The sequence below is a fragment of the Ruegeria sp. AL7 genome (genome assembly GCF_056536105.1).
In genome coordinates, this window is sequence record NZ_JBQFJF010000001.1 from 1,215,221 (window position 1) to 1,229,422 (window position 14,202).

The 14,202-nt window shown below is 58.9% G+C and carries 14 protein-coding genes; 7 read left to right on the plus strand and 7 right to left on the minus strand.

Annotation, left to right across the window (positions count from 1 at the left end; genetic code table 11):
• The first annotated feature begins 36 nt into the window (after window positions 1-36).
• From lptG to rsmA, 5 genes are all read left to right on the plus strand, one after another.
• The gene (lptG, locus tag ACR3E2_RS06055; protein WP_480480588.1) at window positions 37-1,137 is read left to right on the plus strand and encodes an LPS export ABC transporter permease LptG; all 1,101 of its coding nucleotides are present in this window, start codon (window positions 37-39) and stop codon (window positions 1,135-1,137) included.
• Complete coding sequence (locus ACR3E2_RS06060; protein WP_480480586.1) at window positions 1,137-3,299, plus strand: LPS-assembly protein LptD; 2,163 nt, start codon at window positions 1,137-1,139, stop codon at window positions 3,297-3,299. The genes lptG and ACR3E2_RS06060 overlap by 1 nt, the downstream gene beginning before the upstream one ends.
• The gene (locus ACR3E2_RS06065; protein ID WP_480480584.1) at window positions 3,290-4,543 is read left to right on the plus strand and encodes a peptidylprolyl isomerase; all 1,254 of its coding nucleotides are present in this window, start codon (window positions 3,290-3,292) and stop codon (window positions 4,541-4,543) included. The genes ACR3E2_RS06060 and ACR3E2_RS06065 overlap by 10 nt, the downstream gene beginning before the upstream one ends.
• Window positions 4,540-5,505, plus strand: coding sequence for a 4-hydroxythreonine-4-phosphate dehydrogenase PdxA (pdxA, locus tag ACR3E2_RS06070; protein WP_480480582.1), 966 nt, complete (start codon window positions 4,540-4,542; stop codon window positions 5,503-5,505). Before ACR3E2_RS06065 ends, pdxA begins: the two co-directional genes overlap by 4 nt.
• An 85-nt stretch (window positions 5,506-5,590) precedes the next feature.
• Window positions 5,591-6,433: a 16S rRNA (adenine(1518)-N(6)/adenine(1519)-N(6))-dimethyltransferase RsmA gene (gene rsmA / locus ACR3E2_RS06075; protein WP_480480580.1), complete on the plus strand. Its 843-nt coding sequence runs from the start codon at window positions 5,591-5,593 to the stop codon at window positions 6,431-6,433.
• Window positions 6,434-6,488: 55 nt separating this feature from the next.
• Here rsmA and ACR3E2_RS06080 read toward each other — a convergent pair whose 3' ends face one another.
• The 3 genes from ACR3E2_RS06080 to prfA form a co-directional block, all read right to left on the minus strand.
• Window positions 6,489-7,082 carry a DUF4167 domain-containing protein gene (locus tag ACR3E2_RS06080; RefSeq protein ID WP_267364566.1) on the minus strand — a complete coding sequence of 198 codons (594 nt, stop codon included), beginning with the start codon at window positions 7,080-7,082 and terminating at the stop codon, window positions 6,489-6,491.
• Between the two features lie 239 nt (window positions 7,083-7,321).
• Window positions 7,322-8,167 carry a peptide chain release factor N(5)-glutamine methyltransferase gene (gene prmC / locus ACR3E2_RS06085; RefSeq protein WP_480480578.1) on the minus strand — a complete coding sequence of 282 codons (846 nt, stop codon included), beginning with the start codon at window positions 8,165-8,167 and terminating at the stop codon, window positions 7,322-7,324.
• A complete protein-coding gene (prfA, locus tag ACR3E2_RS06090; protein ID WP_480481653.1) occupies window positions 8,164-9,219 on the minus strand; it encodes a peptide chain release factor 1 in 1,056 nt (351 codons plus the stop codon). The genes prmC and prfA overlap by 4 nt, the downstream gene beginning before the upstream one ends.
• A 62-nt stretch (window positions 9,220-9,281) precedes the next feature.
• Here prfA and ACR3E2_RS06095 point away from each other — a divergent pair, with 62 nt between their 5' ends.
• Complete coding sequence (locus ACR3E2_RS06095; protein ID WP_480480576.1) at window positions 9,282-9,563, plus strand: hypothetical protein; 282 nt, start codon at window positions 9,282-9,284, stop codon at window positions 9,561-9,563.
• Window positions 9,564-9,578: 15 nt separating this feature from the next.
• On the opposite strand, the gene ACR3E2_RS06100 is transcribed toward ACR3E2_RS06095, so the two are convergent.
• The 4 genes from ACR3E2_RS06100 to ACR3E2_RS06115 all read right to left on the minus strand — a co-directional run bounded on the left by ACR3E2_RS06100 (window position 9,579) and on the right by ACR3E2_RS06115 (window position 13,251).
• Window positions 9,579-9,980, minus strand: coding sequence for a DUF1499 domain-containing protein (locus ACR3E2_RS06100; RefSeq protein WP_480480574.1), 402 nt, complete (start codon window positions 9,978-9,980; stop codon window positions 9,579-9,581).
• 65 nt (window positions 9,981-10,045) lie between these two features.
• On the minus strand, window positions 10,046-10,993 hold the full coding sequence (gene speB / locus ACR3E2_RS06105; protein ID WP_480480572.1) for an agmatinase: 948 nt from the start codon (window positions 10,991-10,993) through the stop codon (window positions 10,046-10,048).
• Between the two features lie 89 nt (window positions 10,994-11,082).
• Complete coding sequence (gene speB / locus ACR3E2_RS06110) at window positions 11,083-12,057, minus strand: agmatinase (RefSeq protein WP_480480570.1); 975 nt, start codon at window positions 12,055-12,057, stop codon at window positions 11,083-11,085.
• 30 nt (window positions 12,058-12,087) lie between these two features.
• Window positions 12,088-13,251: a M20 aminoacylase family protein gene (locus ACR3E2_RS06115; protein WP_209503692.1), complete on the minus strand. Its 1,164-nt coding sequence runs from the start codon at window positions 13,249-13,251 to the stop codon at window positions 12,088-12,090.
• Between the two features lie 66 nt (window positions 13,252-13,317).
• Between ACR3E2_RS06115 and mazG the strand changes: the two genes are divergently transcribed.
• Complete coding sequence (gene mazG, locus ACR3E2_RS06120) at window positions 13,318-14,184, plus strand: nucleoside triphosphate pyrophosphohydrolase (protein ID WP_480481651.1); 867 nt, start codon at window positions 13,318-13,320, stop codon at window positions 14,182-14,184.
• Window positions 14,185-14,202 lie beyond the last annotated feature (18 nt).

Below are 14,202 nucleotides of genomic sequence, written 5' to 3' on the forward strand. Positions count from 1 at the left end.
GACGCCCCGCACTACAGGCGCAGCGGGGTCGCGCCTATGATCCTGGACCGTTATTTTGCCCGCCGGTTTCTGCAAAGCTTCATGGTCATCGGAGGTATTTTCCTGACCTTGATGATTCTCATCGATCTGATCGAACAGATTCGCCGCTTTGACGATTTCGACCTGTCTTTTGCCCAGCTGCTCCACCTCACACTGCTGAATACACCGGCCGCCATCAGCGAAATGCTGCCTTTGCTGGTCATCCTGTCCACCATCGCGCTGTTCGTTGGGCTGGCACGTACGTCCGAACTTGTGGTGACCCGTGCAACTGGCCGCTCGGGCATCCGCGCTTTGGTCGCCCCTGTCCTGTTGTCGCTGATCATCGGCGCTCTGGCCGTTGCACTGTTGAATCCCATCGCGGCGGCCACATCCGAAGAGTTCCGCCGCTTGTCGGATTCATACCGAAACAACGGCAGTTCGGCCCTTTCGATCAGCAGCGAGGGCCTGTGGCTGCGCCAGTCTGCCGAGAATGGGCAGGCCGTTATCCACGCCCGGGCAACATCGAACCAAGACAAGCTGCGGCTGGACGGTGTTACCGTCATCACCTTTGGGCGGGATGGCAAACCAACCCAGCAAATTGTTGCGGATCGGGCAGAGTTGGAAGACGGGAACTGGGTTCTGTATCAGGCAAAAACCTGGGCCTTGCAGGATGGGCAAAACCCTGAATCCAATTCAGTTGTGCACGAGCGTCTGGAGCTGCCGACCTCGCTGACCCGACAGCGGATCATGGATACGTTTGGGCAACAGGATTCGGTTTCAGTTTATGACCTGCCCCAGTTGATCAGCGACCTGCGCGAGGCGGGGTTTTCGACCAAACAATATGAGGTCTGGCTGCAGGTACAGCTGGCCCGGCCTTTCTTTCTGATCTCGATGGTTCTGATCGGGGCCGCGTTTACCATGCGCCACGTTCGGTTCGGCGGCACAGGGATCGCCGTCCTGACAGCCGTTCTGCTTGGATTTGCCATCTATTTCGTGCGCAATTTCGCGCAAATCCTCGGGGAAAACGGACAATTGCCCATCTATATCGCTGCCTGGGCACCGCCCTTTGCCGCAATTCTGCTGTCTCTTGGTCTGCTACTGCATGCGGAGGACGGCTGATGCGGCATATCGTTCCTGTATTGCTCACCAGTGCACTGGCTTTGTCCGTACCGGCGGGAACTGCAGCACAGACATCCCAAGGCCGGCCACAACCACAGGGCACACAAGCGCAACAAGAGCCTGCCTTGCTGGTGGCCGACAAGGTATTCATCACGCCTGAGCGCAAACTTGTGGCTGAAGGCAATGTCGAAGCCTTTCAGGGCGACACCAAGTTGTCCGCCCATCGTATCACGTATGACCGCGAGACTGGCGAGCTGACACTGGAAGGCCCCATTCGTATCGATCAGGGTGGTCAAACCACGCTGTTGGCGGATTCAGGGCAACTGGACAGCGGAATTCAGAACGGACTGCTGATCGGTGCACGCATGGTGTTTGAACAGCAGGTACAGATCGCCTCGGTTCAGGCGAAACGGGCCGCAGGACGTTATACACAATTCAGCAAGGTTTCAGCCACATCCTGTCATGTCTGCACCGACGGCAGGCCGCCTCTGTGGCAGATCAGGGCGCGCAAAGTCACGCATGATCAACTGGAACGGCAACTATATTTCGAAGGCGCGCAGCTTCGGGTCCTGGATTATCCGGTATTCTACTTTCCCTATCTGCGCTTGCCCGACCCAACGCTAGAGAGGGCAACCGGCTTTCTGGTTCCTTCGATCCGCAGCACCTCGCAATTGGGCACTGGCGTTCAGGTTCCGTATTTCTTCAAACTTGGCGATCACAAGGACCTGACACTTACGCCTTACATCTCAGCCAAGACGACAACTCTGGGATACCGCTATCGTCAGGCCTTTGTGAACGGACGCATTCAGGTGGAAGGCGCTTATACACGGGATGATGTGCAACCCGATCAGGATCGCGGCTACCTGTTTGCCACCGGCTGGTTCAATCTGAAGAACGATTTCCGTCTGACCTTCAATCTGGAAACTACATCCGACGATGCCTATCTGGCCGATTACGGCTTGCCGGATCTGGACCGCTTGCGCAGCGAAATCGCACTGGAGCGGATCAAGCGCGATAGTGCGTTCAAAACCGGCCTGATCTACTACAAAACACTTCGGGACAGCGAAAATCAGGACGAAATCCCGTCCCGCGTCTTCGACCTCAACTATGAAAAACGCTATTTTCCCAGCACGCTAGGGGGCGAGGTTCGGCTGGCATTCATCGGTCATGCGCACGAACGCACCAGCGATACAGATGTTGTTGGTCGCGACATGGCACGGGCCACCTTCGATGCCGAATGGCTACGCAGCTGGACTTTCTCATCGGGGTTGCGGGTCGATACCACGCTTGGGGCGTCGGTTGACACTTTCAACATTCGTCACGACAGCAACTACCCCGACAACGTGACCCGATCTACGCCGCGCGCGGCTTTGACTCTCCGTTATCCAATGACCCGGCGCGAGGAATCGGGGGCTGTTCAGTTCCTCGAACCGATTGCGCAGTTCGGATGGACACATGTATCGGACACCGATGTTCCGAATGATGAAAGCACTTTTCAGGAATTCGATCAGGGTAACCTTCTGTCCCTCTCGCGGTTCCCTGCTGAAGATCAGCGCGAGAACAGTGCCACTGGTGTGGTTGGCCTGAACTGGGCCCGGTATGGCGCGGGTGGCTGGCAGGCCCAAGCGACTGTGGGCCAAGTGTTTCGGGCCGACGCCGATCCAAACTTCACGCTGACATCGGGATTGCAGGGCACATCGTCGGATTTGCTGGTGGCCGGGCAGATCAGCACGGCCAATGGCTGGTCACTTGCCGGACGCGGTCTGATCGACGGGGATTTCAGCTTTGTCAAAGCCGAACTGCGCGGCGCATGGGCATCCGAAAATGCCGGCCTTTCCGGCAGCTATATCTGGCAGGAACCGGACCCGGCGGAAAACATCACCGAAGAAATCTCGGAAATTCTGCTTCTCGGACGCTACCAGGTCGATCAGAACTGGCTGACCAATGCTCTGGCGCGCTACGATCTGGCTGAGTCGGAACCGATCCGGTTGGGTCTGGGTGTGACCTATCAGAACGAATGCGTTCGGGTTAACATGTCCGTAAGTCGGCGCTTTACTTCAACATCCACTATTGAGCCTTCGACAGAATTCGGCTTTACCCTTTCTCTGACAGGGTACGCCCTTGAAGGCGGTGGCAAGACATACAAGAGAACATGCAGTTGATATCAGGTTTCTCCAGGTTTCTCCGTTCCGGTTGGCTTAAACCGGTCACACCGGCACTGGTTGCCGCAGTTTTTGCAATCGCGCCTCTTCAGGGAAGCGCGCAAAGCCTGTTCTCACCCGCGATCCGCGTCAATCAGGATATTGTCACCTGGTACGAGCTTGAACAGCGCCTGCAATTCCTGAATGTTCTGGGTTTGCCCGGTGGTAACGAAGCTGACGTCAGGGATGCCCTGATTGATGAAAAACTGCGCAGGCAGGTCATGCGCAGCGCCGGCGTACAAGCGACGCCCGAGGCCGTTCAGCTGGGCATCGACGAATTCGCCTCGCGCGGACAATTGTCATCCGAACAATTCCTGAAACTTCTCGGCGACGCGGGCGTCGACCCTGAAACGGTCCGGGATTATGTCGCGGATCAACTGGCATGGCGCGACTACATCAGCTCGCGCTATCTGTCGCAGGCGCGCCCGACCGAGGATGAGATTGATCGCGCGCTGGGCCAGACGGGCGGTGGCGGATTGCAGGTCCTGCTGTCCGAAATCATTATCCCGGTAAACCCGCAAACGGTTGCCCAGACTGAGCTGTTGGCCGAAGAAATCTCGCGCCTTGAAGGGCAGGACGCGTTTTCTGCTGCCGCCGCTCAGTATTCCGCAGCCGCAACACGGGGTCAGGGTGGACGTCTGGAGTGGCTGAACATCTCGAACCTGCCCCCGGCGCTTCAACCTGTCATCCTGGGGCTTCAGACCGGTGAGATCACCGACCCGATCACCCTGCCGAACGCGGTTGCCCTGTTTCAGATGCGGGGCTTGCGCGAAGTCGCAACCGGCGCTCCGCGCATTTCAAAGTTGGATTATGCCGCCTATTACCTGCCTGGCGGGCGCAGCGCCGAAACCCTTTCGCGGGCCGCGAAGTTGAAAGAAGAAATCGACACTTGTGATGATCTCTATGGCATTGCCAAGGATCAGCCCGCCGAAGTTCTGGACCGGGTCGAAGCCGCACCTTCCGAGGTGCCCGGTGATATTGCCGTGGAACTGGCCAAGCTGGACCGGAACGAAGCGTCGGCGACTCTGACCCGCAACAATGGTCAGACGCTTGTGTTTCTGATGCTGTGCAACCGCACGCGGGATCTGGGCGAAGACACCTCTCGGGGCGATGTCGCCAACGCGCTGGCGCAGCAACGTCTTCAGGCCTTTGCGGCCAGTCTGGTGGAGCAGCTGCGGGCTGACGCTGTCATTACTCAGGAATGATACGGCCCGTCGCGCTCAGCTGCGGCGAACCGGCCGGTATCGGCCCGGAAATCGCGGCCAAGGCGTGGGCTGAACTGCGCGATGCCTGCCCGTTCTTCTATATCGGGGACGCCAGCCACCTGCCAGCAGGCACACCCGTTGCTAAAATCGAACACCCAAGTCAGGTTGCTGAAGCCTGTGGCCGGGCCCTGCCCGTTCTTCAGATGGATTTTCCCGCCGCGAACGTATTCGGCCAGCCGAATCCGGCCAACGCGCCATCGGTGGTTGATGCCATCGAAACCGGTACCGAACTGGTACAGACCGGTGAGGCCGCAGCGCTTTGCACCGCACCGATCAACAAGAAAGCCCTGATTGACGGCGCAGGGTTCACCTTTCCTGGCCATACCGAGTTTCTGGCAGCCCTTTCCGGAACCCGCCGGGTAGTCATGATGCTGGCCAGCGAGCAGTTGCGCGTCGTTCCCGCGACGATTCACATTCCATTGTCACAAGTTCCCGCGGCACTTACCCCTGATCTTCTGCGCGAAACGATTGAAATCACTGCACGCGGTTTGCGTGATCAGTTCGGTATCGCGCATCCCCGGATCGCAGTTGCAGGCCTGAACCCGCATGCAGGTGAAGGCGGCAAGATGGGCACAGAGGAGCTCGACTGGATTGCTCCGATGCTGGCTGATCTGAACCCCGAGGACGCGACGATTACAGGCCCCCACCCTGCGGATACGCTGTTTCACGCAGCCGCCCGCGCCCGCTATGACGCCGCCATCGCCATGTATCACGATCAGGCCCTGATCCCGATCAAGACGCTGGATTTCGACCGGGGCGTGAATGTCACCCTTGGCCTGCCGTTCATCCGTACCTCACCCGACCACGGAACAGCACTGGACATCGCGGGGAAAGGCATCGCCAACCCCTCCAGCCTTATCGAAGCCCTGAAACTTGCCCAACGCATGGTAAAAAGCTCTTGATCCTTCACCTGGCTGAAAATATCCCCGCCGGAGGCACAAAAATCTCGGGCACAGCCCCTTTCACAGGCGCCAAGGTATTCCGATCATGAGCGCTATAGACACGCTTCCCCCTCTGCGCGAGGTCATCGCAACCCACCAGCTTTCGGCGCGCAAATCGCTGGGGCAGAATTTCCTGTTGGATCTGAACCTGACTGCCAAGATCGCCCGACAAGCCGGCGATTTGTCAGAATGCGATGTGCTTGAAATCGGCCCCGGTCCCGGTGGGTTGACACGAGGCCTGCTGTCCGAAGGCGCGCGCAAGGTCGTGGCCGTCGAAAAAGATATACGGTGCATTGCCGCCCTGAACGACATCGCCGCCGCGTATCCGGGTCGGCTTGAGGTGATCAACGGCGACGCACTGGAGATCAACCCGCTTGAATATCTGACACCGCCAATCCGCGTCGCCGCCAACCTGCCCTACAATGTCGGCACCGAGCTGCTGGTGCGTTGGCTGACACCGCCCGAATGGCCCCCATTCTGGCAGAGCCTGACGCTGATGTTCCAACGCGAAGTGGCCGAGCGTATTGTTGCCCAACCCGGCAGCAAAGCCTATGGACGCCTTGCCATCCTTGCCCAATGGCGGGCAGAGGCACGTATCGCCATGTTGCTTCCCCCCGGGGCCTTCACTCCGCCGCCCAAGGTTTCAAGCGCCGTGGTCCACCTGACCGCCTTGCCCGAGCCACGCTATTCCGCCGATGCCGCCACCCTGTCGCGCGTCGTGGCTGCCGCCTTCAACCAACGCCGCAAGATGCTGCGCGCCTCACTCAAAGGCGTTGCCCCGGATATCGAAGACCGCCTTCTGGCTGCAGGTATCAAGCCCACGGACCGTGCCGAGCAAGTCCCGCTGGAAGCGTTCTGCGCTTTGGCGCGCGAAGTTAAGAAAACCTGATCAAACGAAAAAGCCCCGAGTTAAACCTCGGGGCTTGGTTCTTTGGACATCGGCTTTATTCTGCCGCCTCCGGTGCGTCCCCCGTGTCGGCAGGAGCATCCTCTTTTGCCTCGGGTGCAGCTTTGGGCTTCCGGGCGCGTGGCTTGCGCGCGGGTTTTTCCTTGCGCGGCGCCTCTTCCGGTGTTTCAGCCGCCGGGGTTTCTTTGTTTTCCGGGGTCTCCACCAGACCGCTATCGGGCTCTGAAACTTGCTGAGACAGGTCCATCACATCAGGCTGCGGTGCTTCGGCCGGATCAGCCTGGCGGGTCGCTTCGCGTTCCTGACGTTCGGCACGTTCACGGTCGCGCTCGGCCTGGCGTTCGCGGTTCTGGCGCTCCTGCTCTTCACGGCGCGCGTCAATCTCGCGCTGCGCTTCGCTCAGCATCCGCAGGTAGTGTTCCGCGTGTTGCTGGAAGTTTTCTGCCGCCACGCGGTCATTCGACAGCTGAGCGTCACGTGCCAACTGGTTGTATTTATCAATAATCTGCTGCGGCGTGCCACGGACCTTGCCTTCGGGACCCGAGCTGTCAAAAACCCGGTTTACGACGTTGCCGCCAGAAGGACGATTGCGGTTATTCTTGGCCCGCGAACGGGGTTTGGAAGATCTCATCTTACTTTACGTCAGCCTTATCAATGCGCTGTCGCTCAACCCGTGTTTTGCACTGCTCTAAGGCGTTTGCCGTGACGGGAAGTCGACTTTTTGGGCTTGGCGTCAGGGGTGCGCTGCAACAGCGTCAACCTCGCCGACTAATCCTGAGTAAGCATGTCCTGACGGCGCAGACAAGAGGAATCTCGGATTTTCACCAGCTTTTTTCTACAGGTCGGCGTTTTTTGCCGCAAACCCGCCGCTCATCCCGGCATTCTTGCGCCGACGACACGATCGCGACCGTCAAGATCGGGGATTACCCGGACGTCCACCAACCCAGCGGCATCGAACAAGGCTGACACTTTTGCCGCCTGCGTCGGACCGATTTCGACAAGAATTCGCCCGCCCGCCAACAGAAAATCCGGGGTCGCCGCCGCGATCCGACGATACGCGCCCAACCCGTCCCCCTCATCCGTCAGGGCCATGCGCGGCTCGTGCTCACGCACTTCGGGCGACAGTTCTTCCATCTCACACACTGAGATATACGGAGGGTTGGAAACAATCAGGTCGAATTTGTCTTCAATGTTTTCGAACCAGTTTGATCGAAGGATCTCAATCCGCGTCTCTACCTGATGCTGAACCGCATTGGCACTGGCTTGCAGGCAGGCGGCTTCGCTCAGATCAACACCCACGCCCGTGGCACTGCTGCGTTCGGCCAGAAGGGTTATCAGGATACACCCCGAGCCCAGCCCTAGGTCGAGGACATGATCAAATGGTTCGCTCAACGCCGCTTCGATCAGGGTTTCAGTTTCTGCGCGCGGATCAAGGACATCCCGGCTGACGCGGAACCTGCGGCCGTAAAACTCCCGCTCACCCAACAGATGCGACACCGGAACCCGAATGGCACGCAAGGAGATCAGCTGATCATAACGCTCGGCAATTTCAGGCTGTAATTCTTCTGGGGCAATCAGCGTCACCCGGCTGGCTTCAATCCGTGCAGCGTGGGCCAGCAACAAACGCGCGTCGCGCGCCGGATCGTCCACACCGGCCGCACGCAGGCGCGCTGTCGCCGCCACCATCGCCTGTGCCGCTGTTTGCAGACCTGTCATTGTGCCATCTCAGCCAGCAGCCGGGCCTGATCATCCGCCGTCAGCGCATCAATTACCTCGTCCAGATCGCCCTGCATCACCTGATCCAACTTATAGAGCGTCAGGTTGATCCGGTGGTCGGTCATGCGCCCTTGCGGGAAGTTATAAGTACGAATGCGTTCCGAGCGATCCCCCGAGCCAACCTGACTGGCACGATCTGCCGAGCGTTCACTGTCAATCCGCTGCCGCTCCAGATCGTACAAGCGCGTCTTCAGAACCTGCATGGCGATCTCGCGGTTGCGATGCTGGGACTTCTCGGAACTTGTCACCACCAATCCCGTCGGAAGATGCGTGATCCGCACAGCCGAGTCAGTCGTGTTCACGTGCTGTCCGCCCGCGCCCGAGCTTCGCATCGTATCGATTCGGATATCATTGGCGTCGATCTGGATGTCTACATCCTCGGCCTCGGGCAGAACCGCCACAGTCGCCGCCGAGGTGTGAATGCGCCCGCCGCTTTCGGTTTCGGGCACGCGTTGCACCCGATGGACGCCGGATTCGTACTTCAGTCGCGCAAAGACGTTGTCGCCTTTGATATGGGCTACTACTTCCTTGATGCCGCCCAGATCCGAGGCCTGCTCTTCGATAATCTCGAATTTCCAGCCACGCGCCTCGGCGTAACGCTGATACATGCGCAACAGATCGCTTGCGAACAAAGCGGCCTCGTCCCCGCCGGTGCCAGGGCGAATTTCCAGCATCGCCGGACGGGCATCTGCCGCATCCTTTGGCAACAGTGCCAGTTGGAGCGCGTTTTCCGCCTTGGGGATGCGGGCCTGCAACTCGGGGATTTCCTCCTCGGCAAGCTCTTTCATGTCCGGGTCAGTCAGCATCGCCTGCGCTTCGGCCAGATCCCCCACCAGCTGTCGCCAGGCCATGATCTGATCGACCACAGGCTTGAGGTCGGAATATTCTTTGGCCAGCGCCGCAATATCACCACCCGACGCGCCATCGGCCATGGCAGCTTCGAGGTACTGAAAACGCTGGGTGATCTGTTCAAGACGTTCTTCGGGGATCATCCCGGCGGTGTCTCTCATCCGGGGGCTTTGGTCAAGGGCAACGTCATGCTAAGCTCGCGGCCATGAAACGGGTTTTACTTGCTCTGCTGCTGACAACCACGCCTGCCCTCGCCGATTACATCGGCCCTGACGGCAAGACGCGGGATTGCTATTGCACCGACACATCCGGGTCTCGCATCGAACTGGGTGAGATGATCTGCCTTCAGGTCGACGGACGCATGTTCACCGCACAATGCCAGATGTCCCTGAACGTTCCTATGTGGCGCGAGGTTCAGGAAGGGTGTTTGTCGTCCAAATTACAGAGTGAGCCTTTCGACCCCATAGATTTGGACGATGCGTCCTGACCGTTTGCGCAACGACTAGAATTGCGCCAACCACCCATCGACCCGCGCCCTGTTTACCCCGAAATCCTTGCGGCCAAACCGCAGGCGGCCATGGATGCGCAGCGTGTCGCCGTCCTGCTGTACCGTGGTGTAGTCGGGAAAGCCGATCCATTTCGTGCGGGTAACATAGGTGATCATGCCCTCACTGACCGAACCCGCCAAAACCGTGGTGCGCGGCGTGGCTTGGGCAACCTTGTCAAGACGCTGCAACCCGTCGGGACCGGTTTCAACAACGCGCAACGCACCACCCGGCAAGTTCTGGCTTTCGGGCGAAACCAAAGCGACGTGCCACCGCGCAGGGTCTGACGGTGCCAGCCGGACATAGGCGCCCGCCCCAACCACAAGCGCAACCACTGCCCACAAAGCCATCTTTTTCATCCCGCTCCATCCCTTTTGTGAACCCTAAGCGGAGCAAAACCGGCGGCAAGACATTCCACCGCGTCTTACCGCGACGTCACACCCGGCAGGATGCACAACATCTCATAGATCAGGTTGGCTGCTGTCAGTGCAGTGTTGCCCGATGGATCATAAGGGGGTGAAACTTCGACCAGATCGCATCCCACTACGTTTACCCCATGCAGGGCATGGATCAGTTGCAGCGCTTGCGGTGTCGTCAGCCCTGCGATTTCCGGCGTGCCGGTGCCCGGAGCGTATGCGGGATCAAGGCTGTCGATGTCATACGAGATGTAAACCGGGTGGTCCCCAATGATCTTGCGAACCTGCGATCCGATCTGGGTCAGGTTCTGCTGCCACAGCTCCCATGCGGGGAACTGGCGGAAGCCCCAGTCCTTAGCCTCGGTAAAATCCGAGGCTGCATAACCCGAGCCGCGAATGCCGATCTGGAACGTCTTGTCGGGAACAATCAGCCCCTCTTCATATGCACGACGGAAAACGGTGCCGTGGGTTTCGCGTTCACCGAACATCTCGTCATTCACATCGGCATGAGCGTCCACATGCACCAGCGCCACGGGCCCGTGTATTGCCTTGATGGCTCGCAGGATCGGCAGGGTGATCGAATGATCGCCCCCCATCGCCACAGGGATCACGCCTTTCGCCAAAATGGCGTCATAGCTTTCCTTGATGATCCTGAGGCTGTCTGCAAGCGAGAAGGTGTTGATCGCCAGATCCCCAATATCGGCTATCTGCAAGCTGTCGAACGGGGCCGCTCTGGTGGCCATGTTATAGGGCCGGATCATCGCGCTTTCGCCGCGGATCTGCTTGGGGCCAAAGCGCGTGCCCGACCGCCACGACGTGCCGATATCCATCGGCACCCCCAGCACCGCCACATCCAACCCCTCAAGCGAGGAGGCCTGCGGCAGGCGCATGAATGTGTTCGGCCCGGAAAACCGGGCCAGATCATTCCCGCTAAGTGGTTGGTTGAATTCGGTCATGTGCGTAATGGTCCCGTCCCTGTTCGTCACTTGATCCAGCACATACCTTAAGCATGGCTAACTGTTGGTTAACGTGAACCCTTGCGGGTTTACCCATCTGCTTTATCCAGCTTGTTCCACCCCAACAGGCAAATGATCTGCGTCGCCACATGGGCCCCAGCAATCGCTGTCGCACCTGAGGTGTCAAAGGGCGGCGATACTTCGACAACGTCCCCGCCCTTGATATTGATCCCGGCAATGTCGCGCAGGATGATTTGCGCCTGAATCGAGCTTAATCCACCCCAGACTGGCGTGCCCGTACCAGGGGCAAAAGCCGGGTCAAGACCGTCGATGTCAAAGCTGAGGTAAACGGGGCTGTCACCAAGAATGTTCTTGATCTTCTCTGCCACAGCAGCTGGTCCCGATTCATAAACCTCGCGCGCATCGATGATGTTCACGCCCAGCGTATCCTCATTCGTCGTGCGAATACCCACCTGGACCGAGCGTTTCGGATCGACAATGCCCGACTTTACCGCCTTGTAGAACATTGTCCCGTGATCCACGCGGGACATGTCGTCGTCGGCCCATGTGTCGGTATGCGCATCGAATTGCAGCAGGGACATTGGCCCGAATTTCTCGGCATAGGCCTTGAGGATCGGAAAGCTGATATAGTGATCGCCACCCAACGCGACCGACGCCACATCAGCAGCCAGAATGGTTCGGATGTGGTCGGTCAGCGTGTCAGGAAAGGCCGGGATATTGGCGTAATCATAAGCCATATCGCCATAATCCACGATCGCCAGTTCACTCAGCGCATCAAAGGGCCAGCCATAAGGCGCATCGGGCGACTGAAGCGCGCTGGCCTCACGGATCGCCCGCGGGCCAAGGCGCGTGCCGGGCCGGTTCGTAACTGCCTGATCAAACGGCACGCCAGTAACGGCGATGTCCACACCCTTCAGGTTCTTGGTGTAAAGCCGCCGCAGAAAAGACGTCGCCCCGCCGAACGTATTTTCATAAGACAACCCTTTGAGGTCCGGATTGGTGAATGCCTCATCCACCTGGTTTCTTGCGTCTTCCAGTGCCATGTCTTCTGTAGTCCCTTTCCCGAACCTTTATCAGCTCAACGGCTGCGCTTTTTCCACGATCCGCGCGAAAAACGACGCGCCCACCGGCGCGATTTCGTCGTTAAAGTTGTATTTCGGATGATGCAGCCCTGCGCCTTCGCCCTGCCCAAGGAACAAATAAGCACCGGGGCGCTTTTGCAGCATGTACGAGAAATCCTCGGCCCCCATCTCGCGCCCGGTATTGCCGGTGACGCGGTCGTCTCCGGATATTTCACGCGCCACCTCGGTCGCAAATCCCGCCTTTTCGGCATCATTGATGGTGGCAGGGTAATCTACATTGTATTCCAATCGCGCCTCGACCCCATAGGATTTGGCTTGCCCCTCGACAATCTCGGCCATGCGCCGCATCACCATCTGCTGGACGTTCGGGTCGAATGTTCGAACGGTACCGTTGATATAGGCCGTATCCGGGATCACGTTGTTGACCGTGCCGGTGTGGATCTGCGTGACCGAGACGACAAGATCATCCAGCGCATAATGGTTGCGGCTGACAATGGTCTGAATGGCCTGCGCAATCCCACAGGCCGCCATAACCGGATCACGGGTTTCATGCGGCATCGCACCGTGACCGCCAACACCCTGAATATGCACTTCGAAAGTATCGACAGCCGCCATGATCGGCCCCGGCGTTGTATAGAATGTCCCTTCGGCAAATCCCGGCGCGTTGTGCAGCGCATAGACCTGCGAGATGTCGAACCTGTCCATGATGCCTTCTTCGACCATCACACCAGCACCGCCGCCATCTTCCTCGGCGGGTTGAAAGATCAGCGCCACACGACCGCTGAAATTTCGCGTCTCGGCCAAATAACGTGCCGCGCCCAGTAGCATGGTAGTATGCCCGTCATGGCCGCAGGCATGCATCTTTCCGGGGTTCTGAGAGGCATAGTCAACGCCCGTTTCCTCGGTAATTGGCAACGCATCCATATCAGCGCGCAAGCCAATCGTCGGCCCGTCGCCCTGCCCGTTGATGATCGCGACCATCCCGGTTTTCGCGATCCCCTCATGCAACTCATCAACCCCGAACTCACGCAGACGTTCGGCCACAAAGGCTGCCGTTTCATGGCATTCGAATTCCAACTCGGGGATGGTATGCAGATACTGGCGCCATCTGGTCATGTCGGCAGAGAAATCGGCAATTCGGTTGACGACGGGCATCTGGGGTGGACTCCTGATCGGGACTGCGGAATGGATGCATCTGACACCGGAATGAAAGGGTTCGCAATGGCTGAAAATCCTCTGATCCATGACAGCAATGCAGGTATCGAACGGCTGCTGGAAATCATGCGCCGCCTACGCGATCCGCAATCTGGCTGCCCGTGGGACATCGAACAGGATTTCGCGACCATCGCCCCCTATACGATCGAAGAGGCCTATGAGGTCGCTGACGCCATCGAACGCGAAGCCTATGACGAGCTTAAGGGAGAGCTGGGGGATTTGCTGTTCCAATCCGTGTTTCACGCCCAAATGGCAGAAGAAGCAGGACATTTCACCTTTCAGGACGTGGTGCGCACCATGTCCGACAAGATGGTCAGCCGCCATCCGCATGTGTTTGGCGATGAATCCCGCGACAAGTCGGCCGACCAGCAAACCAAAGATTGGGAAGCCATCAAAGCCGCCGAGCGGGCGGGCAAAGAACAAAAAGGTGCACTGGACGGTGTGGCTGCAAACCTGCCCGCCCTGTTGCGCGCGCATAAGCTGCAAAAACGTGCCGCTCGGGTGGGGTTCGACTGGCCTGACGCCAGCCATGTTCTGGCCAAGATCACCGAAGAAGCGGCCGAACTGGAAGAGGCGCGCGACAAAATGGATGCCGACGCGCTGGAAGACGAGTTCGGCGATCTGCTGTTCGTGATGGTCAATCTGGGCCGTCATCTTGGCATCGAACCCGAAGCCGCCCTGCGTCGCACCAATGCCAAGTTCACCCGTCGCTTTGAAAAGGTCGAAGCCCGGCTGGCCGAACGGGGCAAGACCCCCACGCAAAGCGATCTGGCCGAGATGGATGCGCTGTGGGACGAGGTCAAAACGGAAGAGCATCGCGCCAACGGCAAACTCCCGCCGGTGGATGCACTGGCGGCGACCAGAAACGGGTAGACAAGCGATCCGACACTT

What these genes read in the sequence shown, in the direction of transcription:
- lptG (WP_480480588.1), top strand. Translation starts at nt 37, where the DNA reads ATGATCCTGGACCGTTATTTTGCCCGCCGGTTTCTGCAAAGCTTCATG.
- ACR3E2_RS06060 (WP_480480586.1), top strand. Translation starts at nt 1,137, where the DNA reads ATGCGGCATATCGTTCCTGTATTGCTCACCAGTGCACTGGCTTTGTCC.
- ACR3E2_RS06065 (WP_480480584.1), top strand. Translation starts at nt 3,290, where the DNA reads ATGCAGTTGATATCAGGTTTCTCCAGGTTTCTCCGTTCCGGTTGGCTT.
- pdxA (WP_480480582.1), top strand. Translation starts at nt 4,540, where the DNA reads ATGATACGGCCCGTCGCGCTCAGCTGCGGCGAACCGGCCGGTATCGGC.
- rsmA (WP_480480580.1), top strand. Translation starts at nt 5,591, where the DNA reads ATGAGCGCTATAGACACGCTTCCCCCTCTGCGCGAGGTCATCGCAACC.
- ACR3E2_RS06080 (WP_267364566.1), bottom strand. Translation starts at nt 7,082, where the DNA reads ATGAGATCTTCCAAACCCCGTTCGCGGGCCAAGAATAACCGCAATCGT.
- prmC (WP_480480578.1), bottom strand. Translation starts at nt 8,167, where the DNA reads ATGACAGGTCTGCAAACAGCGGCACAGGCGATGGTGGCGGCGACAGCG.
- prfA (WP_480481653.1), bottom strand. Translation starts at nt 9,219, where the DNA reads ATGATCCCCGAAGAACGTCTTGAACAGATCACCCAGCGTTTTCAGTAC.
- ACR3E2_RS06095 (WP_480480576.1), top strand. Translation starts at nt 9,282, where the DNA reads ATGAAACGGGTTTTACTTGCTCTGCTGCTGACAACCACGCCTGCCCTC.
- ACR3E2_RS06100 (WP_480480574.1), bottom strand. Translation starts at nt 9,980, where the DNA reads ATGAAAAAGATGGCTTTGTGGGCAGTGGTTGCGCTTGTGGTTGGGGCG.
- speB (WP_480480572.1), bottom strand. Translation starts at nt 10,993, where the DNA reads ATGACCGAATTCAACCAACCACTTAGCGGGAATGATCTGGCCCGGTTT.
- speB (WP_480480570.1), bottom strand. Translation starts at nt 12,057, where the DNA reads ATGGCACTGGAAGACGCAAGAAACCAGGTGGATGAGGCATTCACCAAT.
- ACR3E2_RS06115 (WP_209503692.1), bottom strand. Translation starts at nt 13,251, where the DNA reads ATGCCCGTCGTCAACCGAATTGCCGATTTCTCTGCCGACATGACCAGA.
- mazG (WP_480481651.1), top strand. Translation starts at nt 13,318, where the DNA reads ATGGCTGAAAATCCTCTGATCCATGACAGCAATGCAGGTATCGAACGG.